This window comes from Xanthomonas melonis (assembly GCF_020783655.1).
GTDB classification, from domain to species: domain Bacteria; phylum Pseudomonadota; class Gammaproteobacteria; order Xanthomonadales; family Xanthomonadaceae; genus Xanthomonas; species Xanthomonas melonis.
The window spans coordinates 66,937-89,536 of record NZ_JAJGQH010000006.1; the positions used below are offsets into that span (position 1 = coordinate 66,937).

A 22,600-nucleotide genomic window follows, 5' to 3' on the forward strand; every position below is an offset into this window, starting at 1 on the left:
GGAGACCCCCATGGCCCTGTACGACACCATCCTCGACACCATTGGCCGCACCCCGGTGGTCAGACTCAACCGCCTGGCACCGGACCACGTGTCGCTGTACGTCAAGGTCGAATCGTTCAACCCCGGCGGCTCGGTCAAGGACCGCCTGGCACTGGCGATCATCCTCGACGCTGAACAACGCGGCCTGCTCAAACCCGGCGACACCATCGTGGAGGCCACCTCCGGCAACACCGGCGTGGCGCTGGCCATGGTGGCTGCCGCACGTGGCTACAAGTTTGTCGCCACCATGGTGGAAACCTTCTCCATCGAGCGCCGCAAGCTGATGCGCGCCTACGGCGCCAAGGTGATCCTGACCCCGGCCGCCGAGCGCGGCAGCGGCATGGTGCGCAAGGCCAAGGAACTGGCCGAGCAGCATGGCTGGTTCCTGGCCAGCCAGTTCGCCAACCCGGCCAACCCGGCCTATCACCGCAACACCACCGCCGCCGAGATCCTGCGCGACTTCGCCGGGCAGCGGCTGGACCATTTCGTCACCGGCTGGGGCACCGGCGGCACCCTCACCGGAGTGGGCGAAGTGCTGCGCGTGGCCCGCCCGGAAGTGCGCATCACCGCCACCGAGCCGGCCGGCGCCGCGCTGCTGCAAGGCCAGGACTGGAAGCCGCACAAGATCCAGGGCTGGACGCCTGACTTCGTGCCGGACGTCCTCAACCGCGAGGTCGCGCACGAAGTGTTGAGCGTGGAAGACACCGACGCCATCAGCGTGGCGCGCCGCCTGGCCGCAGAGGAAGGCATCTTCACCGGCATCTCCGGCGGCGGCACGGTCGCCACCGCGCTGCGCGTAGCCGACGCTGCCGCACCGGGCGTGGTGATCCTGGCCATGCTGCCCGACACCGGCGAGCGCTATTTCTCCACCCCGCTGTTCGCCGACATCAACGAGGGCTCCGACGACGACTGGCTGGCCGGTCTGCCCTGAGTGGAGCCGGTAGGGCGAGCGGTGGCGGGGATGGTGTAGGGGCTGCGGGTTTGGTTCGGGACCCGGGACCCGGGACCCGGGACCCGGAAAAGCGTAGTCCTGCTGCAATCTGCTGTTGTGGACGGTTGGCCATCTCTCGGTGGATGAACTCACCTGACCGGCGGCGGCTCTCAGGTCGCACGCACTGGCATCGTGTCTGCCTGGCTCTTACGGGTCCCGGGTCCCGGGTCCCGAGTCCCGGCCCTCCCCACCTCCCACCCCCGTCAAGGAACCGTTAGGATGGCGGCCCTGACGCAGGGAGAAATGTGGTGAGCAACCGGCCGTATGGACACAGCGAGACCCGCGCCACGCGGGCGCCATGGCTGGTGAAGATGACCTCGCCGGTGCATTTCGCGCTGGCGCTCGGCCTGGGCGCATGGCTGCAAGGCGTGCTGGACCTGCCGCTCCCTGCCCCGTCGCTGCTGGCCTGGATCCAGCTGGCCGGCGGCCTGGTCGCCTGCCTGGGACTGGTGCTGGCGGTGAGCTGCTTCGTCCTGTTCGCACGCCGACGTACCACCATCCTGCCCAGCGGCCATCCCTCCCGACTGGTGCTCGACGGCCCGTACCGGGTCACCCGCAACCCGATGTACCTGGCACTGGTGCTGAGCCATGTCGGGCTATGCCTGCAGCTGGGTCAGCTATGGGCGGTGCCTCTGGTTGCACTGCCCTGGCTGGCGCTGCAGCGCTACGTCATTCCGTTCGAAGAAGCGCGGCTGCGTGCCGAATTCGGACGCACCTACGCCGATTACTGCGCGCGCGTCCGTCGCTGGCTGTAGCGCCAGGACGAAGAACCGATCGATCCGATCGATGGATCCAGCCTCTCCGCAAGGCGTGGCATGGGCCCCGATCGCGCATGCCCGAACCGTCGCAGGCGATGAGATGAATGGACGTTAGCGTGCCTCCGTCGCAACGCCTAACCCATCACGCTTTCATCATTCAAATCCCATAACTATCGCTGCATGAAAATCGAAGTCTGGCAAGGCGACATCACCGAACTCGACGTTGACGTCATCGTCAACGCGGCCAACGAATCACTGCTTGGCGGTGGTGGCGTGGACGGCGCCATCCACCGTGCTGCCGGCCCCCGCCTGCTGCAGGCCTGCGAGGCATTGCCGCAGGTGCGGCCCGGCGTGCGTTGTCCCACCGGCGAGATCCGCGTCACCGATGGTTTCGACCTCAAGGCCCGCCACGTGTTTCACACGGTCGGCCCGATATGGCGCGACGGCAAGCACAACGAGCCCGAGCAACTGGCCAATTGCTACTGGCAGTCGCTGAAGCTGGCCGAGCAGATGCTGCTGCATTCCATCGCATTCCCGGCCATCAGTTGCGGCATCTACGGCTACCCGCTGTACCAGGCCGCCCGCATTGCCGTGACCGAAACACGCGACTGGCAACGCTCGCACAAGGTGCCCAAACACATCGTGCTGGTGGCCTACAACGAAGCGACCTACAAGGCCTACCAGCAGGCCCTGTCAATGCAGGAAACCGCGGCCGCCTGACCGCACTGCACGGCTCGATGCGGCATGCAACGACGAGCGCCGCAAGGCGCTCGTTACGCTTTGGCAGCCCGGATGGACACTTGCCCATCTCCGATACATTACTCAGGCGTATCCCGAAGGTCTGCAACAACGTGCGCAGTTGGAGGCCGGGCGCTGCGGCTGGAAACCCGCGCGATCGAACGCTGGGGCCTTGGTTGCGATGTTCGAGTTCAATAAAAAACGCCGGCATCGCTGCCGGCGTTTTTGCACTCAGGTTTGAGCCGGCCTTGCAGCCCCGCTCACACGATCAACCCTTCCACTTGCCCAGCGCGGCCAGGCCGTTCTCCTTGGCGCGCTCGTAGATGATCTGCTGCGCCTTGGCGTAGTTGCCGGTCATATCCTGCGACCACAGCTTCAGTGCGGCCTGCTGCATCGCGCGGCCGTACGAGAAGCTCAGCGGCCACGGCAGGTTGCCGAGCTGGTGCATTTCGTTGAGGTGCGCGGTGGACTGCTCGTCGGTCTGGCCGCCGGACAGAAACACGATGCCAGGCAGGATCGCCGGCACGGTGGATTTCAGGCACATCACGGTGGATTCGGCCACTTCCTCGACGCTGGCCTGCTCCTCGCAGCTCTTACCGGAGATGACCATCGACGCCTTCAGGATGGTGCCTTCGAGCACGACATTCTGCTCGTACAGCGCACCGAACAGCGAGCGCAGGGTGGCTTCGGTGACCTCGTAGCAGGTCTCGATGTCATGGGTGCCGTCCATGATCACTTCCGGTTCCACCATCGGCACCAGGCCCTGCTCCTGGCACAGCGCTGCATAGCGGGCCAGCGCATGCGCATTGGCCTCGATGCAGGTGCCGGACGGGATGTCCTCGCCGATGTTGATGACCGCACGCCACTTGGCGAAGCGCGCGCCCAGCGTGTAGTACTCCTCCAGACGCGCCCGCAGGCCGTCCAGACCTTCGGTCACCAGTTCGCCCGGCATGCCAGCCAGCGGCTGCGCGCCCTTGTCCACCTTGATGCCCGGGATGATGCCGTGGTCGGCCATGTACTTGGCGAACGGCACGCCGTCCTTGGTCTTCTGACGGATGGTCTCGTCGAACAGGATGGCGCCAGAGATGTAATCGCTCAGCTTGGGCGTGGTCAGCAGCAGTTCGCGGTAGGCGCGGCGGTTTTCCTCGATGTTCTCGATGCCGACGCTGGCAAACCGCTTGGCGATCGTGCTGGTCGATTCGTCGATGGCGATGATGCCCTTGCCCGGGGCCACCATGGCCTGGGCGGTTTCGGCAAGCTGTTCGATGCTCATGTAGTTCCTGTGGCAGCAGCGGGGGAGAACGAAAGTATAGCGACGAAAGTCGTATACATTCCTTCACGGAATGCCTGCAACCGATTACACCCTTGTCGCGTGACAGGATGTGTGGCGTTGCTCGCATCGCGTTACGGATTCGGGATTCGGGATTCGTCAACGCTGAGCATGACGTGCAGCCTGTTGCTTGCTTTGCTGTGATGCATGGCGCCGACTGCGGCTGCGCAACACAGCACAACGGCGGCCCTGGGGCCGCCGTTGCGTGTCGCATCTTCCGGCCCGGCGCATGCGCCGGGTGCCGTCGACGGGATTAAAGCTCGCCCAGACCCGTCGCGCGGCCGTCGTCGCCCACTTCCAGCAGACGCAGCGTGTTGGTGGCGCCGTGCATTTCCATGTGCTCGCCGCTGGTGAACACCACGCGGTCGCCGGGCCCCATGCGCTCGTTTTCCACCAGCAGGCGGATCGCCGCACGTGCGGCTTCGCGCGGGGTCAGGCCGCGGCTGTCGAAGCTGATCGGGAACACGCCGCGCATCATCGCCATCTGGCGACGCGCGCCATCGTGACGGGTGAAGGCATAGATCGGCATGTTCGAACGGAATCGCGACAGGAAACGCGGGGTGCCACCGGACTCGGTCAAGGCCACCACGCCGCCCAGACCGATGTGCTCGGACAGGAACATGGTCGCCATCGCGATGGCCTGGTCGGCGCGCTGCAGGTTGCGCTGCGCTGCCTCGAAATCGGTGTCGAATTCGAACTGGTGTTCGGCACCCAGGCAGATGCGCGCCATCGCTTCCACCGCACGCACCGGATAGGCGCCGGCAGCGGTTTCGGCCGACAGCATCACCGCATCGGTGCCGTCGATCACGGCGTTGGCTACGTCCAGCACTTCGGCGCGGGTCGGGATCGGGCTTTCGACCATCGACTGCAGCATCTGCGTGGCGGTGATCACCACCTTGTTCTGCGCAAGCGACTCCTTGATGATCTTCTTCTGCAGGCCCGGCAGTTCGGCATCGCCGATCTCCACGCCCAGATCGCCGCGCGCCACCATCACCACATCGGACGCTTCGACGATCTCGACCAGATTTTCGATCGCTTCGGTACGTTCGATCTTGGACACCAGCTGCGCATCGCAACCGTGCTGCTGGGCGATCTGGCGGGCGTCGTGCATGTCCTGCGCGTTCCGGCAGAACGACACCGCAATGAAATCCACGCCGATCTTGGCAACGATCCCGATCAGCTCCTTGTCGCGCTCGGTCAGCGCACCCAGCGACAGGCCGCCGCCCTGCTTGTTCAGGCCCTTGCGGTCGGACAGCACACCATCGTTCAACACCTTGGTGACGATACGCGCACCCTGCACGTCGGTGACCTGCAATTGCATCAGGCCGTCGTCGAGCAGCAGCACATCGCCGGCGGTCACGTCCTGTGGCAGGCCGAGATAGCTCACGCCGACCTGCTGCTGGTCGCCAGCCGGCGCGTTGGCATCGGCCACCAGGTCGAAACGATCGCCCATGGCCAGAGTGATCTTGCCCTCGGCGAAGCGCTCGATGCGGATCTTCGGGCCCGGCAGGTCGGCCAGGATGCCGACTTCCGCACCGACCCGCGCAGCGGCGGCCCGCACCTCTGCGGCGCGCTTGGCCTGGCCGGACGGATCGCCGTGGCTGAAGTTGAGGCGCACCACGTTGACGCCCGCCTTGAACAAGGCGTCCAGCACACCGGGCGGATCCGTTGCCGGCCCGAGGGTGGCGAGGATCTTGGTGCGGCGTTGACGTTCTTTCATGATGGCCTCCCTGTAAAAGCCGCGAAACTTAACACACACATCACGCGCCCAGGATGGCATTGCGGCATAGCCACCCTTCGATTCCGGCATGTCCTAAAGACAGTGCGGGACAGTATGTATGCCAGCACTCGCGCCGCCGTTGGCGGCACGCACAATGCCACCCTAACCCGGCGGCGGTGAAGACGTTCTGCGTGATGCGAACCGCCTGCAGCAGGCGTGTCGACCAAGCGGACGCAACGGCCGCTGCGCATCACCCCTGAAGCAGGGTCGCCAGTTCGGCGGGCGTGCGTGCCAGCGCACCGGCAGCCTGCAGTTCGGCCTCGTCGCCGAAGCCCCACAACACGCCGATGCTATGGATGCCGTGGTGATTGGCGCCATCGATATCCATCCGGCGATCGCCGATCATCACGCAGCCAGTCGTGTCGATCTGCAGGCGGCGCAGGGCTTCGGCAATGAGGTCGGGCTTGAAACGGCGTTCGCCATCCTCGCTGGCACCGATCACATCCTCGAAGCAGGCTCCGAATGGCAGATGCTCGACGATGCGCCGCGCATAACGTTCGTTCTTCGAGGTGACCACGGCCAGGCGATGACCGGCGCGCTGCAGGCCGGTGACCACCTCGCCGATACCGTCGAACACGCGCAGCTCGGTCCAGCCCACTGCGTCGTAGCGCTCGCGGTACACGCCGAGCGCACGCTGGACCAGCGCCGGGTCGTCTGGAAAACAGGCAGTGAAGCTGTCGCGCAACGGCGGGCCGATCCACGCACGCAGGGTCTGCGCCGATGGACGCGGCCGCCCGATCTGGTCGAAGGCATGCACGATGCTGGCGACGATGCCCGCTTCCGAATCGACCAGCGTGCCGTCCAGATCGAAGAACAGCGTGGCTGCACTCACTTGCCGCGGGCCTCGAGCGCGGCCACGGCCGGCAGGGTCTTGCCTTCCAGGAATTCCAGAAACGCACCGCCGCCGGTGGAGATGTAGGTGACGTCCTGGGCGATGTCGTACTTGTCCACCGCCGCCAGGGTGTCGCCGCCGCCAGCAATGGAGAACGCCTTGGATGCGGCGATGGCGCGCGCCAGGGTCTCGGTGCCATGGCTGAAGGGCTCGAACTCGAACACGCCGACCGGCCCGTTCCACACCACCGTGCCGGCATTGGCGATCAGCTCGGCGTAGCGCTGTGCAGTCTGCGGGCCGATGTCCAGGATCAGATCGTCTGCGTCGACCGCATCGAGCGACTTCACGCTGGCTTGCGCATCGGGCAGGAATTGCTTGGCGACCACCACGTCGGTGGGCAGCGGAATCTCGGCACCACGCGTCCTGGCATCGGCCACGATCTGGTTGGCGGTGGGAATCAGGTCCGGCTCGTTCAACGACTTGCCCACGTCGTGCCCGGCTGCGGCGATGAAGGTGTTGGCGATGCCACCGCCGACGATCAGCTGATCCACCTTGTTGACCAGGTTGGACAGCAGCTCCAGCTTGGTGGAAACCTTGCTGCCGGCCACGATCGCCAGCAACGGCTTGGCCGGGTTGTCCAGCGCCTTGGCCAACGCATCCAGTTCGGCCATCAACAACGGGCCGCCGGCCGCCACCGGTGCGTAGCGGATCACGCCATGCGTGGAGGCCTGTGCGCGGTGCGCGGTACCGAAGGCATCCATCACGAACACATCGCATAGCGCGGCGTACTTGCGCGCCAGGGTCTCGTCGTCCTTGCCTTCGCCGACATTCATGCGGCAATTTTCCAGCAGCACCACCTGGCCCGGCGCGACCTCCACGCCATCGACCCAATCGCGCACCAGTGGCACGTCCACACCCAGCAGGCTGGTCAGGCGCGCGGCCACCGGTGCCAGTGAATCTTCTTCGGTCCAGCTGCCTTCCTTGGGACGGCCCAGGTGCGAGGTGACCATCACCGCCGCGCCTTTTTCCAGCGCCAGTCTGATGGTGGGCACCGAGGCGGTGATGCGCTGTTCGGAGGTGATCTGGCCGTTGTCGATCGGCACGTTGAGATCCTGGCGGATCAGCACGCGCTTGCCGGAAAGATCGAGGTCGGTCATACGGACAATGGACATGGGCTTGGCTCGCTGGGTCGGGAATGGGGAATGGGGAATCGAAAGAGCCGCGATGCGCAGCGTGCCGCAGACGCGCGCGCGGATCTTGCCCGCACTGCACCGCCACCGCTGGCGCGGTGGAGTGACGTTGGTCGGTCGGACACGACGGGCAAGCAACTGTCTTGGTGGCAGGGGATGCCCATTGTCGGACCTTCGCGCCGCAGCAGCAAACCACCTGCCAGAGCTGGGCTGCTCGCGCGTGGCGGTTTGTCGGCGTAACGCCCCCGCAGACTCGCGCGCGCCACCGGCAATTTGCAGCGCCCCCTAAAAGAAACGCCCGGAAAACCGGGCGTCTGGAGTTACTCGCGGTAGCCGCTGTCGTTCTTGTTGTGGATGATCCAGATCAGATTGCCACCGGTATCCATCGACTTTCCGGCAAACACCAGGCGGCCCTGGCCCTTGTACGCCATCTCGTAGCGGTAGCGGTCACCGCCGAAGAAGAATGGGATGAACGCCTTGCCGGTCACATACGCGCCCTGATCGGTCGGCTGGCCGATCAGATCGGTCACCTGCTTCATCGGCATGCCGATCTTGAGCTGGGTGAACTTGCTGTCGGGCGCCGGTTTACCGGTGATCTCGCCCTCGTAGTCGTTGATCCCCTTGACCGTCTCGCCGTAGCCGGCCTCGACGTCGGAGGACTTGATCACTTCGCCGTCGGCATTCATCCACGCCGGCGTACCGGTCTGCTTCTTGGCGATGGCCTGTGGAGCGCCCCCCGCCACCGACACCACGGCCAGCACCACGATGGCGGTCCATTTACCGAGAACTTGCACGTCACCTCTCCTTGAATCCATGTGTGTCCCAAGACGTCCTGTACGCGACCGGCGTGGGAACGGTCGCCGGCCGACAGCGCGCATTAGTGCATGAGCCGGCAGCGATGTCCATGCCGATGCGCGCTACGAAAGCGGCGCCTTGCACAACTGCCGACCCGGTGGTAAAAATCGCACGCGCACGCGTCAGTGACGGCTCTGGCGCCCACTCTTGGAATGACGTCTTACAGGGAAGTATCGCCATGCATCACCTCTCCCGCAGCCAGCTCATCCTGGCGTTCTGCGCGTCCCTCATGGCCGCGGCACCGCAAGCGGCTGCCGACGTATTCGGCACCGCCGAAAGCGTCGCCCAAAGCTGGATCGGTCACGACGCCAGCGAACTGATCATGCAATGGCCGGTAGGAAAGGGCCTATACACGTCCGAGAACACCCAGACGCAGGAAACGGCCTACACCTACAATTTCGGCGTAGAAGCGCACTACCGCACCAATTACTGGACCACCCAAGGCGGAGTCGTCGGAATGGTCGGCGGGGGCAATGGCGTGGCTCCAACGCCGATCTTCGAGCACCAGCAGCACAGCCAGGAAGTCTTCGTCCCCGCCGAGCATCATTGCGAGATCACCTTCATCGCCGATGCCAGCGGCACCATCACCCGATACGATTTCGCCGGCAGCAAGTGCAACGACCACGTGCGCAGTTGGGGGCGCCCGAAGAAAAAGAAGAAGTGACGCCGTCGCTCGCCCCTCATCGATCTACCAACCAAGGAACGCGCTGATGAAAACCAGGAACTGGATTGACCGCATTGCATGGCTGACGCTGGCACTCGCACACTGCACGCTCGCGCTACCGGCCATGGCCGAATCGGTAAGGCACGGGACCATTGCGGCGCTGGAACCCATCGAGAACAAGGGTGAAAACGTTCCGGAACGCAACAGGAGGCTCAAAAACGCAGCCTCGAACTTCGGCGGCATTGCAGGCAGCTTTCTTGGCCTCAAGGCCAACAGCCAGGTCGGCGCAGAAGCCGGAGCGGCCGCAGGCACTTACGCCGGCACACAGGTGGGCGACAGGGTCGTCGGCAACGGCGTCGCTTCGCACTACATGCTGAAGATCCGTTTCGACAACAAGTCGCAGGTGATCGTGACAAAGCCAAGCGCGGAAGTCTCCGGGCTTGCAGTGGGTAGCCGGGTCGCGGTCACGGGCAAGGGCGAAGACATGCGTATCGTGGCGGAATAAGCGCCTGCCAGAGCGTGTAGCTTCAACTAAAAAAGCGCCCGAAGGCGCTTTTTTAGTCGATCCATGAAGAGCGATTACTTGGCGACGACGCGCACCATTTCCAGGCACTTGTTGGAATAGCCCCACTCGTTGTCGTACCAGGACACCAGCTTGACGAAGGTGGAATCCAGCGCGATGCCGGCATCGGCGTCGAACACCGAGGTGCAGGTCTCTCCGCGGAAATCGGTGGCCACCACCTTGTCTTCGGTATAGCCCAGCACGCCCTTCAGCGCGCCTTCGCTCTGCGCCTTCACTTCGGCACAGATATCGGCGTAGGTAGCCGGCTTTTCCAGCTCGACCGTCAGGTCCACCACCGATACATCCGAGGTCGGCACGCGGAAGCTCATGCCGGTGAGCTTCTTGTTGAGCTCGGGAATCACCACGCCCACGGCCTTGGCCGCACCGGTGGAGGACGGAATGATGTTCTCCAGAATGCCGCGACCGCCGCGCCAGTCCTTGTTCGAGGGACCATCGACGGTCTTCTGGGTGGCGGTCGCCGCGTGCACGGTGGTCATCAGGCCGCGCTTGATGCCCCACTTGTCGTTGATCACCTTCGCCAGCGGCGCCAGGCAGTTGGTGGTGCACGAGGCGTTGGAAACGATGGCTTCGCCGTTGTAGGTCTTGTCGTTGACGCCGTAGACGAACATCGGGGTGTCGTCCTTGGACGGGGCCGACAGGATCACCTTCTTGGCACCGGCATCGATGTGCTTCTGCGCGGTTTCCTTGGTCAGGAACAGGCCGGTGGACTCGATCACCACATCGGCGCCCACCGCGTCCCACTTGAGGTTGGCCGGGTCGCGCTCCTGGGTCAGGCGGATCTTCTTGCCGTTGACGATCAGGGTGTTGCCATCGACCGACACCTCGGCCTTGAAGCGGCCGTGCACCGAGTCGTACTGCAACATGTAAGCCAGGTAATCGGGCTCGAGCAGGTCATTGATGGCCACGATCTCGATGTCATTGGCGAAGTTCTGCACCGCAGAGCGCAGCACATTGCGTCCGATGCGACCGAATCCGTTGATGCCAACCTTGATTGCCATGTTCACAAGCTCCTGCGACCGCGACAGCGCGGCGGATGGAAAGGGGCCGCCATTCTAGCAGTGTCGCCAATGCGCAGCCGCGCGGCCGACGGGATGTGTCGGTATGCAGCCTTGCCTGTGCAGGGGCGGATGTTCCGCCCGATCCCGTCCATCCATCGCCGTGCCTGGCCGGCGCACTCGCGGCGGCGCGCGCAGATGCGCCATGGCGACTTCCATCATCAGGACTGTCGCGAGCGCGCCCCGATGCCCTGCGCACTCCGGGCACCACCCGGAAATTTTCAATATTTTTCAATCGTGTAATGTCAGAAAAATATGCCGAATAGCGTATTCGCACCTATGCCGACCGGCGGCATATCGGCACTCCGTGGATTTCGATACTGGCTCTGCCCACCGAGGCACCACTCATCCACACGGAGACTCCCCCATGCATCGCACCCTGCTCTCTCTGGCCCTGACGCTTGCCGCTACTCCGGCACTTGCCGCCGGTGTGATGCACTACACCGAACACGCATCGTTGCCGGCCAGTGGGGAAGCACGCGAAGTGGCCGCGCTGTTCGATACCTGGAATGCTGCCCTGGCCACCGGCAACCCGCACAAGGTGGCCGACCTGTATGCGCCCGATGGCGTGCTGTTGCCGACGGTCTCCAACGAAGTGCGCGCCTCGCGCGAGCAGATCGAAAAGTACTTCGAGATGTTCCTGACCAAGAAGCCCAAGGGCGTGGTCAATTACCGCACCGTGCGCGTGCTGGACGACGACAGCGCGGTGGATGCCGGCGTCTACACCTTCACCCTGACCGACAAGGACGGCAAGAAGACCGACGTGCAGGCGCGCTACACCTTCGTCTACGAAAAGCGCGAGGGCAAGTGGCTGATCATCAATCACCACAGCTCGGCGATGCCGGAAAAGGACGCCTCCCCGCTCGCCCAGGCCAGGTAATGCCGGCTGATCGCCGTCCCATGCCGGCCTCCTGCGACCTGTCGCTCTCCTACCCTGGCCTGCTTCCCCCACCGTCGCCTGCCTCCTCCGCCAACCCGGACAGCTCGGACGTCAGCGGCTCCTGCACACCTCGCAATGGTGTGCAGCGGTGCCGCCACTGCGCCGCCCTGCTGCACGCGGCGCACCACGGCGGCCTTGCGCAGGATCGCCCGCATGCCGATGCCGCGGGATTGATCAGGATCAAGGCGGCACCGCATCCAACACCGAAGACTGCCCCCCTTCCTACCCGACGAGAATCCTCATGCACATGCGCTCTGCCCTGCTGTTCACCGGCCTGGTGGCCGGCTTCGCCAGCTTCACCGCATCAGCTCAATCCAAAGGCGACTGGGCCATTGCCGTCGGCGCCCACCAGGTCGCCCCCAAGTCCGACAACGGCCGTCTGGTCGGCGGCACGCTTGAAGCGGACGTGGGCAAGGACATCAGGCCGACCTTCAGCGCCGAGTACTTCATCGCCGACAACCTCGGCATCGAAGTCCTGGCTGCGCTGCCTTTCGAACACGACATCGCGCTGCGCGGCGTGGGCCGGGTCGGCAGCACCAAGCATTTGCCGCCGGTGATCTCGCTGCAGTATCACTTCAACAGCCAGGGCAAGCTGTCTCCCTTCCTCGGGGCCGGGGTCAACTACACCCGCTTCTTCAGTACCGATACCCGTGGCGCGCTGGCCGGTAGCGAACTGGAGCTGGACGATTCCTGGGGCCTGGCCCTGCACGCGGGCGTCGACTTCAAGCTCAGCGATCGCGGCGCCCTGCGGGTCAACCTGCGCTGGATCGATATCGACACCGACGCCCGCTTGAACGGCAACCGCATCGGCACGGTCAACATCGACCCACTGGTCTACGGCGCTGCCTACGTCTACCGCTTCTAGGCGGTAGCGGCAAGCGCGGGGCATCTCTGGCACACTTGGCCTCCAGGGACGTGCATCCACCGCCGGAGTTGCGGACAGGTCGGTCACGTCGCGCCTGTCCGACCTACCGGGGATCCCATGAGCACGTTCATTCGCACTGCACTCGCCATCGCACTGGCCGCTTCGACCAGCCCCGTCCTTGCCCAATCTGCCGGGCACTGGACCACCGGCTACGGTGCGGGCTACGTCTCGCCGAAATCCGATAGCGGCGCCTTCGGCGCCGCACGCGCCGAGATCAAGGGCGCCCCGACACTCTCGTTCACCTACGAATACTTCCTGCGCAACAATCTCGGGATCGAAGTGCACGCCGCTGTCGCCGGCAGGCACGACCTGGAACTGCAAGGCGTCGGCAAGGTCGGCAGTTACTGGTCGGTGCCGCCTAGCGTGTTGCTGCAGTACCACATCAACGGCTATGGCGTGGTGTCGCCATTCGTAGGCGTCGGCATCAACTACACCGCCTTCGTGGGCGAGGACACCGAGCCGGCGATCGGCAATGGCGAACTGCGGTTCGGTGACTCGGTGGGCGCGACCGCGCATGTCGGCGTGGATTTCATCTTCAGCGATCGCAGCGGCCTGCGTGTGGATGCACGCTGGACCGACTCGCGCAGCAAGGTGGATTTCAACGGTACGCGGCTGGGCGAGGCGCGGGTCGATCCGTTGACCTACGGCGTGTCGTATCTGGTCTACTTCTGAGCGGACCGCCGCTTCGCCCCAGGGCGGCGCATGCCGGCAACGGCCATCAATCCGCCTGGGGCGGTTGCGTACAATCGGGCGGATGAAGACCTTCTCTCGCTCCCTTTGTGTTCTGACCGCAGCCATCGCCGCGGCGATCCAACCTCTCACTGCCTGCGCCTGGGGCGCACAGGGCCACCGCCTGGTGGCCCGTGTTGCCGAGACCGAACTGAGCCCGCAGGCGCGTACACAGGTCGCGCAATTGCTTGCCGGCGAATCCGACCCGACCCTGCACGGGATCGCAACCTGGGCCGACGATCTGCGCGAGCACGACCCGGACCTGGGCAAGCGTTCCGCGCGCTGGCACTACGTCAATCTCGGCGAACACGACTGCAACTACATGCCGGCGCGCGATTGCCCGGACGGAAGCTGCGTGGTCGCCGCGCTGGAACGCCAGACCGCCCTGCTGGCCGATCGCAGCCAGCCGCTGGAGGCGCGCCGGCAAGCACTGAAGTTCGTGGTGCATTTCGTCGGCGACATCCATCAGCCGATGCATGCCGGCTATGCGCACGACAAGGGCGGCAACGATTTCCAGCTGCAGATCGACGGCAAGGGCAGCAACCTGCACGCCTTGTGGGACAGCGGCATGCTCAACGCGCGCCATCTCGGCGACGCCGCCTATCTGCAACGGCTGCTGGCATTGCCCGCCGCCACTGCGGCGTCGCCGGTACTGCCGCCGCCAGCGGCAAGCTGGGCGCAGGCGTCCTGCAAGATCGCCATCACGCCTGGCGTTTACCCGAAGGCACACGTCTTGCCGGAGGACTATCTGGCCACTTATCGTCCGATTGCCGAAGCGCAGTTGCGCATGGCTGGTGACCGGCTGGCCGCCCTCCTCAACGCGACGCTGGCCGGCCCCTGACACGGAGACGCCGATGCAGCCCGAGGTTCTTGCGTTCTTCCACGCCGACAGCAACACCTTCACCTACGTGGTCGCCGATGCGGACTCGGGCGCAGCGGCGGTGATCGACCCAGCATTGGATTACGCAGCAGACACCTGCGCCATCGGCAGCCGCATGGCGCAGGCCATCGTCGATGCCGTCGGGCAGCGTCGATGGGAGGTGCAGTGGCTGCTGGAGACCCATGCCCACGCCGATCACCTGTCTGCTGCACAGTGGCTCAAGCAGCAATGGCCGCAGGCGCGCGTGGGCATCGGCGCCGGAATCGCCCAGGTGCAGCGGACGCTCGCACCGCTCTATGCATTGCTGCAGGACTTTCGCGCCGACGGCTCGCAATTCGATCATCTGTTCGGCGACGACGAACGCTTCATGCTCGGCGGCATCCGGGCCCGGGTCATCGCTGTCCCCGGGCACACCAGCGACAGCATCGCGTACCTGATCGGCGACGCGCTGTTTCCCGGCGATTCCTTGTTCATGCCCGATGCGGGCACCGCGCGTTGCGACTTCCCCGGCGGCGATGCGCGACAGCTCTACGCGTCGATCCAACGTCTGTACGCGCTCGCCGACGACACCCGCGTGTTCGTCTGCCATGACTACGGTCCAGGCGGCCGGGCGGTGGCGCACCAGACCAGCATCGGCGAACAGCGGCGCAGCAACATCCATGTGCGCGACGGTGTGGACATCGAGACCTTCGTGGCGCAGCGACAGGCACGCGACGCGACCTTGCCCGAGCCGAAGCTGATCCGTCCCGCGCTACAGGCCAACCTGCAGGCCGGCCACTGCGGGGATGCAAAGCCCTAGCGCGTAGCCGGCATACGCCACGCGGCTCACGGCACAGCCGTTATGATCGGTGCCCACCACCTGCTGGAGCTTTCCATGCGCACGATCGGTTTCTGGCAGCGCGCGCTGTGCGTGCTGATGCTCGCCCTGCCCGCCCTGGCCTACGCGCAGGCGGCGCCGGTGACCGTCTTTGCGGCCGCCAGCCTGAAGGAATCCATGGACGATGCCGCAGCCGCGTACGAGAAGGCCACCGGCACGCCGGTCCGTGTGTCGTATGCGGCGAGCTCGGCGCTGGCGCGCCAGATCGAGCAGGGCGCGCCGGCGGACGTGTTCTTCTCGGCCGATCTGGAATGGATGGACTACCTGCAGCAACGCGGCCTGGTCGCGCCCGCACAACGCCACGATCTGCTCGGCAACACCCTGGTGCTGATCGCGCCCGCCGCCAGCAAGGTGCAGGTGGATCCGCGCGCCGCCGGCAGCATCGCCAAGGCGCTGGGCGCTGGCGGCCGCCTGGCGCTCGGGCAGACCGGCAGTGTTCCGGCCGGCAAGTACGCGGCCGCAGCACTGCGCAAGCTCGGCCAGTGGGACAGCGTGCACGGACGCCTCGCCGAATCGGAGAGCGTGCGTGCGGCACTGATGCTGGTCTCGCGCGGCGAGGCACCGCTGGGCATCGTGTATGGCTCCGATGCACGCGCAGACCCCAAGGTGCGCGTGGTGGCGACATTTCCCGCCGACAGTCATGCGCCGATCGTGTACCCGATCGCTGCCTTGAAGAACAGCCGCAACCCGGCCACGGCGGCCTTCGTGGCCTGGGTGCGCAGCGCGCCGGCCAGGGCGATCTTCGCGCGCCGTGGCTTCTCGCTGCAGGATTGAGGCATCGCGTTTGTCGATCTTTACCCCGCAGGAGCTGACTGCCATTGGCCTGAGCCTGAAGGTCGCGCTGGTGGCGGCGCTGGCCAGCCTGCCGCCGGGCATCGCCTGCGGCTGGCTGCTGGCGCGGCGGCGCTTCCCCGGCAAGGCCCTGTTCGACGCGCTGCTGCACCTTCCCCTGGTGATGCCGCCGGTCGTGACCGGCTATGTCTTGCTGATGACGCTGGGAACGCAGGGACCGATCGGCCGTTGGTTGCTGGAACACTTCGGCGTGCAGTTCGCGTTTCGCTGGACCGGCGCGGCGCTGGCCTGCGCGATCATGGGATTTCCGCTGATGGTGCGCGCGATCCGGCTGTCGATCGAAGCCACCGACCGCCGTCTCGAGGCGGCCGCCGCCACACTGGGCGCCACGCCATGGCGGGTGTTCTTCAGCATCACCCTGCCTCTGGCGTGGCCCGGTCTGGTCGCCGGCATGGTGCTGGCATTCGCCAAGGCCCTGGGCGAGTTCGGCGCCACCATCACCTTCGTCTCGAATATTCCAGGCGAAACGCAGACCCTGTCCTCGGCGATCTACGGGCTGATGCAGGTGCCGGGCATGGAATCGGGCATCTGGCGGCTGGCGGCGGTGGCACTGGCGATCTCGCTGGCGGCGTTGCTGCTTTCCGAATGGCTGGTGCGCCGACCGCATCCGCGCGAGGACGACTGATGCTGGATCTTGATCTGCAATTGCAGCGCGGCAGCTTCCGGCGGCATGTCGGCATCCAGGACCACGCGCGCGTGGTGGCGCTGGTCGGCCCCTCCGGTGCCGGCAAGACCACCGTCCTCAACGCCATCGCCGGCCTGGTGCAGCCGCATGCCGGACACATCCGCATCGACGGGCGCTGCCTGTACGACGACCGGCAGCAGGTGAACCTTCCCACGCACAAGCGCCGGATCGGCTACGTTTTCCAGGATGCGCGGCTGTTCCCGCATCTGGATGTGCGCGGCAACCTGCGCTACGGCCGACATGCGCGTGGAGCTGTGCACTTCGGATTCGACGATGTGGTGGCCTTGCTCGGCATCGCGCCGCTGCTGCAGCGCCGGCCACGCAACCTGTCCGGCGGCGAAGCGCAGCGCGTGGCGATCGGCCGCGCGCTGCTCTCGCAACCGGCACTGCTGCTGTTCGACGAACCCTTGTCTGCCCTGGACCAGGCACGCCGCGAAGAACTGATCCCCTACCTGCAGCGCGTACGCGACGAAATCCGCCTGCCGATGCTCTACGTCAGCCACAACCCGGACGAAGTACGGCGGATTGCCGATAGCGTGCATGTGCTGGAGTGATTTGCGCCTCGACGAACGAAGACGACCAATTGGCCGAAAGCGGCCCGATGGCAGGCATCGCCATCAATTGCATGATGTTTCCAGTTGGAGAGCCACGCGGTTTCATCTCTCGCCGGCATCACCGCCCTGCACGCGATGCCACGGCGGCTCGGCTACCCTGCACGGATGACCGATCACCTCACCGACCTGGACTCCGCGCTGGAGTGGATCCTGCAGCGTATCGACGGCCCCTTGCGCGTAGGCGCACCGCTGGGCATCGGCAAACCGCATCGGCTCTTGAATGCGCTGTATGGGCGGATCAAGGACACTCCGTCGCGGCCGCTGGCGGTGTATACCGCGCTGTCGCTCAATCCGCCCAAGCCGGGTGCGGGGCTGCAGGCACGCTTTGCCGCGCCGTTCATTGCACGCCACTTCGGCACGGACTTTCCGCGCCTGGAGTACGTCGATGCCATGTTGCGCGATGCCTTGCCGGCGCATGTGCAGGTGGAAGAGTTCTACATGCAATCCGGCGGTTTGCTGCACTCCACCCAAGCGCAGGCCGATTACACCAGCTTGAACTATACGCATGCCGCGGCCACGGTAGCGCAGCGCGCACCGAACCTGATCGTGCAGAAGGTGGCGCGCGAGCCCGGTGGCACGCGGCTGTCGTTGTCGTGCAACAACGACATCACCCAGGACACGCTGGATGCCGTGCAGGCATTGCGGTTGCCGCGCCCGCTGCTGGTGGCCGAGGTGGATCCGCACCTGCCGTGGATCGGCGGTACCGCTGCCGTGGACGCCACGTTCTTCGATCTGATCATCGACCTGCCCGGCCCGTCGCCTCGCCTGTTCGGCCTGCCGCGACAACCGGTGAGCAGCGTCGACTACGCCATCGGCCTGTATGCCAGCGCGCTGGTACGCGATGGCGGCACCCTGCAGATCGGCATCGGAACGCTGGCCGATGCCTTGAGTCATGCATTGGTGCTGCGCCACACCGACAACACGACCTACCGGCGCGTATTGCAGGCACTGGATCCGGAACTGGCCACACACCCGGCCGTGCAGGCCAGTGGCGGTCTGGAGCCGTTCGCGATCGGGCTGTATGGCTGCAGCGAGATGCTCAACGAGGGCTTCAAGCAGTTGGTGGACAGCGGCGTGATCCGCCGCAAGGTGCACGACGACCTGCCGCTGATGCAGCGCATGGCCGACGGCAACGCCGATGCCGCCGACCACGCGCGCGTGGAGGACGAAGGCCAGTTCCTGCATGGCGCGTTCTATCTCGGCTCACCGGATTTCTACCGCTGGCTGCATGCGTTGGACGATCGCACCCGCAGGGCCATCGGCATGCGCCGTATCAGCGAGATCAATCAACTGTATGGTGGCAATGAACCGCTGCAACGCCTGCAGCGGCGCGATGCGCGGTTCTTCAACTCCTGCATGATGGCCACTGCACTGGGCGCGGCGGTCTCCGATGGCCTTGACGACGGCCGCGTGGTGTCCGGCGTCGGCGGGCAGTACAACTTCGTGGCGATGGCGCATGCCCTGCCGCAGGCGCGTAGCGTGCTGATGCTGCGTGCCACCCGCGATACCGGCGCACACGCAGCCAGCAATGTACGCTGGAACTACGGCCACACCACGATTCCACGTCACCTGCGCGATCTGTACATCACTGAATACGGAATCGCCGACCTGCGCCACAAGACCGATCAGCAGTGCGTGCTGGAGATGGCCGGCATCTGCGATGCCCGCTTCCAGGACGCGCTGCTGGAGCAGGCAAGGCGATCGCGCAAGCTGCGTACGCAGCCGGCGTTGGCTGCACGTGCGCAGCGCAATACGCCCGAGGCGCTGGGCCGCGCGCTGGCCCCCTTCCGGCGTGATGGCAGCCTGCCGGACTACCCGCTCGGCAGCGATTTCAGCGAGGTCGAACAGTATCTGCTGCGCGCACTGACCAGGCTCAAGGGTGCGACGGCCGGTCGCGTCGGCAAGGTGACGACCGTGGCCCGTGCACTGCTTGCGTTCCCGCGCGTGCAGCCCATGGAAATGGCTTGCCTGCAACGCATGGCGCTGGATGCACCGCGCGGCCTCGGCGAACGCGTGCAGGCGCGGCTACTTCTCTACGGCCTGAGACAGCAGCATCCTGGCTGACAACGCTGCGCCGCCGCGGCCATCAGCGTCTGCCTTGGGAATCGCCGCCAGGAGAAGCGGTGGCGCGTATCGATGCTCAACGGGCGAACGGTACCCAGGCACGGCAGCCATTGCCCGAGGTTGACGCGATTCGGCCCGCCGAGATGCGTCTTCTCGTTCTGCCGCTCGCCAACCCGATGTGCTGGCGCTTCGGATCGTGTGCCGGGAAGCCAATCGACAACGCCGGCCCGTCGCAGTGACGCCAGCCACGTGGCGATGCCGTCATTTCACGTGGATACGAAGGCAGCTGCGGCAAGGTGCGGGCATGCCTCTTTCGGACCTGCCCATGCCCTTACGCTCCAATGCTCGTGTTTGCTTGATCGCCCTGGCGCTGGGCGCCGCGCTACCTGCGCTGGCACAGGCGCCGCAATCTGCAGCCACACCTGCAACACCTGCTGCGATGCCGGCCGAGAAGAGCGTTGCGACCGGCCCGCGCTCGGACCTGCATGCGCAGGTGCTGCTCGATCGCGCGCATTTTTCGCCAGGTCAGATCGACGGCGAACGCGGCTCCAACCAGAAGCGCGCGATCTCGGGCTTTCAGGCCGCGCATGGCATCAAGGTGACCGGCGAGATGGACGATGCGACCTGGCAGGCGCTGCAGGCAGAGAGCACGCCGGCGTTGGTGCAGTACACGCTGACCGATGCCGATGTCGCCGGCCCGTTCCAGCCGATTCCCAAGGGTCCTGCCGAGCAGGCCAAGCTGTCCGCGCTGGGTTACGCCTCGGTCGAAGAAGCGCTCGGTGAGCGCTTCCATGCGGATCCGGCGCTGCTGCGCCAACTCAATCCAGGCGTGGACCTGAGCAAGGCCGGCAGCGCGATCCAGGTCCCCAATGTCGATGGCGTGGCGCCGCTCGCCAAACCGGCCAGGTTGGTGGTCGACAAGTCCGATTCGACGCTGCGACTGTTCGATGCGGACGGCAAGGTGTATGCACAGTTCCCGGTGTCTTCGGGCAGCAAGCACGATCCCTTGCCGATCGGGCGCTGGAAGATCCTGGGCATCTCGCGCGACCCGGTGTTCAAGTACAACCCCAAACTGTTCTGGGATGCCAAGAAGGGCGACAAGAAGGCCACGTTGCCGGCCGGACCCAATAATCCGGTCGGCCGGGTCTGGATCGATCTGTCCAAGCCGCATTACGGCCTGCATGGCACGCCTGAGCCAGGCCATGTCGGCAAGACCGAATCGCACGGTTGCGTGCGCCTGACCAACTGGGATGTGGTCGCACTGGCCGGCGTGGTCGGACCGTCGGTCCCGGTGGTGATGCAGGAGTAAGCATGAAACTGCTGATGATGTTGATCGTGGGGCTGGCGATCGGCGCGGGCGGCTACTGGTGGCTGGAGCGCGACGTTCCGGAAGCGACGGTGACGCCCTCGGCCAATGCAGCACCCACATCCACGACCGTGGCCCGTCCTGGGAGTGCGCAGGTCGCGCACCCGGCAACGATGGCCTCATCGCCTGACCCCGCGAAGCCTGCGCCAGCGCCAGCCGCGCAGGATCTTCCAGCACGACCTGCCGCTGCCATTCCCGATGCATCGCCTGTCGCCACCGACCTGCTGATCCCCGTGCAGGGTATCGGCCGCAACCAGCTGCAGGACACCTTCACCGACGCGCGTAGCGAGGGCCGCGTGCACGATGCCATCGACATCCTGGCGCCCGCTGGCACTCCGGTGCTTGCGGTCGCCGATGGCACGGTCGAAAAGCTGTTCGACAGCGAACGCGGTGGCCTGACCGTGTACCAGTTCGAGCCGAGCGGCACGTACTGCTACTACTATGCGCATCTGCAACGCTACGCCGATGGACTGACCGAAAAACAGGCCGTCACGCGCGGGCAGGTCATCGGTTATGTCGGCAGTACCGGCAACGCGAATCCTGCAGCGCCGCACCTGCACTTCGAAATCCATCGGCTCGGGCCGGAAAGGCAGTGGTGGAAGGGCGAGGCGGTGAACCCCTATCCCATCCTGCATGGCGATCAACGCTTGCAGTAGCCGGCCGCAGGCATGCCATCTGCGGATCGCGCGCCAGCGACGCCCCACATGGCGTCATGCATGACCCGACCCGCGGCCGTCTTGCAGCGAACGCGTGCAGCGCTTCGGGGCTCAGGCTGCGACGGAAGCTGACGATACGAATCGGACACGCCTGGCGGACAGGAAGCGCTTGCCGACGCATCGACATCCACTCACGCTGGGCGCACCGCTCAAGATACCGAATCGATCGATGGACACGCTGGAATCCTTGCGCATCTTTCTACGCGTTGCCGAGCTCGGCAGCTTCACCCAGGCGGCCGAAACCCTGGGCCTGCCCAAGGCGAGCGTGTCGACTGCCGTGCAGCGCCTGGAAGCATCGCTGGGAACACGGCTCCTGCATCGCACCACGCGACGCGTGCAACTCACCGGCGATGGCACCGCCTATTATCAACGCAGTCGCGATCTGCTCGACGACATGGACGAGCTGCAAGGCATGTTTCAGCGCGAGCGGGGCCAGTTGCGCGGCCGCCTGCGCGTGGACATGTCGACGGGCATCGCACGCAACTTCGTGATTCCGGCGTTGCCGGCCTTCCTCGCGCAGCATCGACAGCTGGAAGTGGAAATCAGCGGTACCGACCGCCGCGTGGATGTGGTGCGCGAAGGCTTCGATTGCGTGTTGCGCGTCGGGGCACTGGAAGACACCAGCCTGGTTGCGCGCCCATTGGGCGCTTTCCGGATCATCAGTTGTGCGAGTGCCGAGTATCTGGCTCGCCGAGGCACCCCTGGGTGCGTGGAGGATTTGTCCCGACACGATCTGGTGCATTACGCGCCCACATTGGGGCAGCGCGCGCCGGGCTTCGAGTATCACGATGGACAGGCGTACCAACTCTTGCCGATGCGCGGGCCGGTCACCGTCAACAACGGCGATGGATATCTCGCTGCCGCTCTGGCCGGACTCGGCATCATCCAGGCGCCGGTCAGCACCTTGCGCCCGCATCTGCAGAGCGGCGCCCTGGTCGAAGTCCTGCCGGATCTGCTGCCCGAACCGATGCCCGCCACTCTGCTCTACGCACATCGCCGCCATCTGCCGCAACGCGTGCGGGCCTTCATCGAGTGGGTGAGCGAGGTGATGGCGCCGCATCTGCTGCCTCCGGTGCGCTGAGCTGCCGGGGACTGCTGCGATGCGTGTCGCCTCTGCGATCGACCAACGCATCGATG

The 22,600-nt window shown here is 65.6% G+C and carries 23 protein-coding genes; 17 read left to right on the forward strand and 6 right to left on the reverse strand.

All coding sequences use genetic code 11. The features are described 5' to 3' along the window. Positions 1 to 10 precede the first annotated feature (10 nt). The 3 genes from cysK (at position 11) to LL964_RS07480 (ending at position 2,508) form a co-directional block, all read left to right on the forward strand. On the forward strand, positions 11 to 970 hold the full coding sequence (gene cysK, locus LL964_RS07470) for a cysteine synthase A (RefSeq protein WP_104586699.1): 960 nt from the start codon (positions 11 to 13) through the stop codon (positions 968 to 970). A gap of 308 nt (positions 971 to 1,278) precedes the next feature. Continuing rightward, positions 1,279 to 1,785: a methyltransferase family protein gene (locus tag LL964_RS07475; RefSeq protein ID WP_104586700.1), complete on the forward strand. Its 507-nt coding sequence runs from the start codon at positions 1,279 to 1,281 to the stop codon at positions 1,783 to 1,785. A 183-nt stretch (positions 1,786 to 1,968) separates the two neighbouring features. Next, on the forward strand, positions 1,969 to 2,508 hold the full coding sequence (locus LL964_RS07480) for an O-acetyl-ADP-ribose deacetylase (RefSeq protein ID WP_104586701.1): 540 nt from the start codon (positions 1,969 to 1,971) through the stop codon (positions 2,506 to 2,508). A 286-nt stretch (positions 2,509 to 2,794) separates the two neighbouring features. Here the strand turns inward: LL964_RS07480 and LL964_RS07485 are convergent, their stop codons facing one another. The 5 genes from LL964_RS07485 to LL964_RS07505 form a co-directional block, all read right to left on the reverse strand. Beyond that, positions 2,795 to 3,799, reverse strand: a complete 1,005-nt coding sequence (locus tag LL964_RS07485) for a class I fructose-bisphosphate aldolase (RefSeq protein WP_104586702.1) — start codon at positions 3,797 to 3,799, stop codon at positions 2,795 to 2,797. Between the two features lie 310 nt (positions 3,800 to 4,109). Continuing rightward, positions 4,110 to 5,576 carry a pyruvate kinase gene (pyk, locus tag LL964_RS07490; RefSeq protein WP_104586703.1) on the reverse strand — a complete coding sequence of 489 codons (1,467 nt, stop codon included), beginning with the start codon at positions 5,574 to 5,576 and terminating at the stop codon, positions 4,110 to 4,112. 250 nt (positions 5,577 to 5,826) lie between these two features. Continuing rightward, on the reverse strand, positions 5,827 to 6,468 hold the full coding sequence (locus LL964_RS07495; protein ID WP_104586704.1) for an HAD family hydrolase: 642 nt from the start codon (positions 6,466 to 6,468) through the stop codon (positions 5,827 to 5,829). Next, positions 6,465 to 7,640 (reverse strand): phosphoglycerate kinase, encoded by a 1,176-nt coding sequence (locus LL964_RS07500; RefSeq protein WP_104586705.1) that lies wholly within the window; start codon positions 7,638 to 7,640, stop codon positions 6,465 to 6,467. The genes LL964_RS07495 and LL964_RS07500 overlap by 4 nt, the downstream gene beginning before the upstream one ends. A 338-nt stretch (positions 7,641 to 7,978) precedes the next feature. Then, entirely contained in the window at positions 7,979 to 8,407 is a 429-nt protein-coding gene (locus LL964_RS07505) for a hypothetical protein (protein WP_104586850.1), read from the reverse strand. 284 nt (positions 8,408 to 8,691) lie between these two features. On the opposite strand from LL964_RS07505, the gene LL964_RS07510 reads away from it, so the two are divergent. Further along, the gene (locus LL964_RS07510; protein WP_104586706.1) at positions 8,692 to 9,177 is read left to right on the forward strand and encodes a hypothetical protein; all 486 of its coding nucleotides are present in this window, start codon (positions 8,692 to 8,694) and stop codon (positions 9,175 to 9,177) included. Positions 9,178 to 9,301: 124 nt separating this feature from the next. Next, positions 9,302 to 9,682 (forward strand): hypothetical protein, encoded by a 381-nt coding sequence (locus LL964_RS07515; protein ID WP_104586851.1) that lies wholly within the window; start codon positions 9,302 to 9,304, stop codon positions 9,680 to 9,682. 74 nt (positions 9,683 to 9,756) lie between these two features. On the opposite strand, the gene gap is transcribed toward LL964_RS07515, so the two are convergent. Then, the gene (gene gap / locus LL964_RS07520; protein WP_104586707.1) at positions 9,757 to 10,758 is read right to left on the reverse strand and encodes a type I glyceraldehyde-3-phosphate dehydrogenase; all 1,002 of its coding nucleotides are present in this window, start codon (positions 10,756 to 10,758) and stop codon (positions 9,757 to 9,759) included. Positions 10,759 to 11,182: 424 nt separating this feature from the next. On the opposite strand from gap, the gene LL964_RS07525 reads away from it, so the two are divergent. From LL964_RS07525 to LL964_RS07580, 12 genes are all read left to right on the forward strand, one after another. Further along, a complete protein-coding gene (locus tag LL964_RS07525; protein WP_104586708.1) occupies positions 11,183 to 11,695 on the forward strand; it encodes an SgcJ/EcaC family oxidoreductase in 513 nt (170 codons plus the stop codon). Between the two features lie 301 nt (positions 11,696 to 11,996). Continuing rightward, positions 11,997 to 12,620, forward strand: a complete 624-nt coding sequence (locus tag LL964_RS07530) for an OmpW/AlkL family protein (RefSeq protein WP_104586709.1) — start codon at positions 11,997 to 11,999, stop codon at positions 12,618 to 12,620. 117 nt (positions 12,621 to 12,737) lie between these two features. Continuing rightward, on the forward strand, positions 12,738 to 13,352 hold the full coding sequence (locus tag LL964_RS07535; RefSeq protein WP_104586710.1) for an OmpW/AlkL family protein: 615 nt from the start codon (positions 12,738 to 12,740) through the stop codon (positions 13,350 to 13,352). 124 nt (positions 13,353 to 13,476) lie between these two features. Beyond that, positions 13,477 to 14,250: a S1/P1 nuclease gene (locus LL964_RS07540; RefSeq protein WP_228329404.1), complete on the forward strand. Its 774-nt coding sequence runs from the start codon at positions 13,477 to 13,479 to the stop codon at positions 14,248 to 14,250. A gap of 13 nt (positions 14,251 to 14,263) precedes the next feature. Further along, the gene (locus LL964_RS07545) at positions 14,264 to 15,088 is read left to right on the forward strand and encodes an MBL fold metallo-hydrolase (RefSeq protein ID WP_104586712.1); all 825 of its coding nucleotides are present in this window, start codon (positions 14,264 to 14,266) and stop codon (positions 15,086 to 15,088) included. A gap of 75 nt (positions 15,089 to 15,163) precedes the next feature. Further along, positions 15,164 to 15,940 (forward strand): molybdate ABC transporter substrate-binding protein, encoded by a 777-nt coding sequence (modA, locus tag LL964_RS07550; RefSeq protein ID WP_104586852.1) that lies wholly within the window; start codon positions 15,164 to 15,166, stop codon positions 15,938 to 15,940. 16 nt (positions 15,941 to 15,956) lie between these two features. Beyond that, a complete protein-coding gene (gene modB / locus LL964_RS07555; protein ID WP_208621415.1) occupies positions 15,957 to 16,643 on the forward strand; it encodes a molybdate ABC transporter permease subunit in 687 nt (228 codons plus the stop codon). After that, on the forward strand, positions 16,643 to 17,257 hold the full coding sequence (modC, locus tag LL964_RS07560; protein WP_104586714.1) for a molybdenum ABC transporter ATP-binding protein: 615 nt from the start codon (positions 16,643 to 16,645) through the stop codon (positions 17,255 to 17,257). The genes modB and modC overlap by 1 nt, the downstream gene beginning before the upstream one ends. 165 nt (positions 17,258 to 17,422) lie before the next feature. Next, positions 17,423 to 19,381 carry an acetyl-CoA hydrolase/transferase C-terminal domain-containing protein gene (locus LL964_RS07565; RefSeq protein WP_104586715.1) on the forward strand — a complete coding sequence of 653 codons (1,959 nt, stop codon included), beginning with the start codon at positions 17,423 to 17,425 and terminating at the stop codon, positions 19,379 to 19,381. 325 nt (positions 19,382 to 19,706) lie between these two features. Next, positions 19,707 to 20,690 carry a L,D-transpeptidase family protein gene (locus tag LL964_RS07570; RefSeq protein ID WP_104586716.1) on the forward strand — a complete coding sequence of 328 codons (984 nt, stop codon included), beginning with the start codon at positions 19,707 to 19,709 and terminating at the stop codon, positions 20,688 to 20,690. A gap of 2 nt (positions 20,691 to 20,692) precedes the next feature. Beyond that, positions 20,693 to 21,403, forward strand: a complete 711-nt coding sequence (locus LL964_RS07575; RefSeq protein ID WP_104586717.1) for a M23 family metallopeptidase — start codon at positions 20,693 to 20,695, stop codon at positions 21,401 to 21,403. 229 nt (positions 21,404 to 21,632) lie between these two features. Next, positions 21,633 to 22,544, forward strand: a complete 912-nt coding sequence (locus LL964_RS07580; protein ID WP_104586718.1) for a LysR family transcriptional regulator — start codon at positions 21,633 to 21,635, stop codon at positions 22,542 to 22,544. The last annotated feature ends 56 nt before the right edge of the window (positions 22,545 to 22,600 follow it).

Bases quoted from the DNA above. Each gene is read 5' to 3' on its own strand.
- cysK (WP_104586699.1), top strand. From the start codon at position 11: ATGGCCCTGTACGACACCATCCTCGACACCATTGGCCGCACCCCGGTG.
- LL964_RS07480 (WP_104586701.1), top strand. From the start codon at position 1,969: ATGAAAATCGAAGTCTGGCAAGGCGACATCACCGAACTCGACGTTGAC.
- LL964_RS07485 (WP_104586702.1), bottom strand. From the start codon at position 3,799: ATGAGCATCGAACAGCTTGCCGAAACCGCCCAGGCCATGGTGGCCCCG.
- pyk (WP_104586703.1), bottom strand. From the start codon at position 5,576: ATGAAAGAACGTCAACGCCGCACCAAGATCCTCGCCACCCTCGGGCCG.
- LL964_RS07500 (WP_104586705.1), bottom strand. From the start codon at position 7,640: ATGTCCATTGTCCGTATGACCGACCTCGATCTTTCCGGCAAGCGCGTG.
- LL964_RS07510 (WP_104586706.1), top strand. From the start codon at position 8,692: ATGCATCACCTCTCCCGCAGCCAGCTCATCCTGGCGTTCTGCGCGTCC.
- LL964_RS07515 (WP_104586851.1), top strand. From the start codon at position 9,302: ATGGCCGAATCGGTAAGGCACGGGACCATTGCGGCGCTGGAACCCATC.
- gap (WP_104586707.1), bottom strand. From the start codon at position 10,758: ATGGCAATCAAGGTTGGCATCAACGGATTCGGTCGCATCGGACGCAAT.
- LL964_RS07525 (WP_104586708.1), top strand. From the start codon at position 11,183: ATGCATCGCACCCTGCTCTCTCTGGCCCTGACGCTTGCCGCTACTCCG.
- LL964_RS07530 (WP_104586709.1), top strand. From the start codon at position 11,997: ATGCACATGCGCTCTGCCCTGCTGTTCACCGGCCTGGTGGCCGGCTTC.
- LL964_RS07535 (WP_104586710.1), top strand. From the start codon at position 12,738: ATGAGCACGTTCATTCGCACTGCACTCGCCATCGCACTGGCCGCTTCG.
- LL964_RS07545 (WP_104586712.1), top strand. From the start codon at position 14,264: ATGCAGCCCGAGGTTCTTGCGTTCTTCCACGCCGACAGCAACACCTTC.
- modA (WP_104586852.1), top strand. From the start codon at position 15,164: ATGCGCACGATCGGTTTCTGGCAGCGCGCGCTGTGCGTGCTGATGCTC.
- modC (WP_104586714.1), top strand. From the start codon at position 16,643: ATGCTGGATCTTGATCTGCAATTGCAGCGCGGCAGCTTCCGGCGGCAT.
- LL964_RS07565 (WP_104586715.1), top strand. From the start codon at position 17,423: ATGACCGATCACCTCACCGACCTGGACTCCGCGCTGGAGTGGATCCTG.
- LL964_RS07570 (WP_104586716.1), top strand. From the start codon at position 19,707: ATGCCCTTACGCTCCAATGCTCGTGTTTGCTTGATCGCCCTGGCGCTG.
- LL964_RS07575 (WP_104586717.1), top strand. From the start codon at position 20,693: ATGAAACTGCTGATGATGTTGATCGTGGGGCTGGCGATCGGCGCGGGC.
- LL964_RS07580 (WP_104586718.1), top strand. From the start codon at position 21,633: ATGGACACGCTGGAATCCTTGCGCATCTTTCTACGCGTTGCCGAGCTC.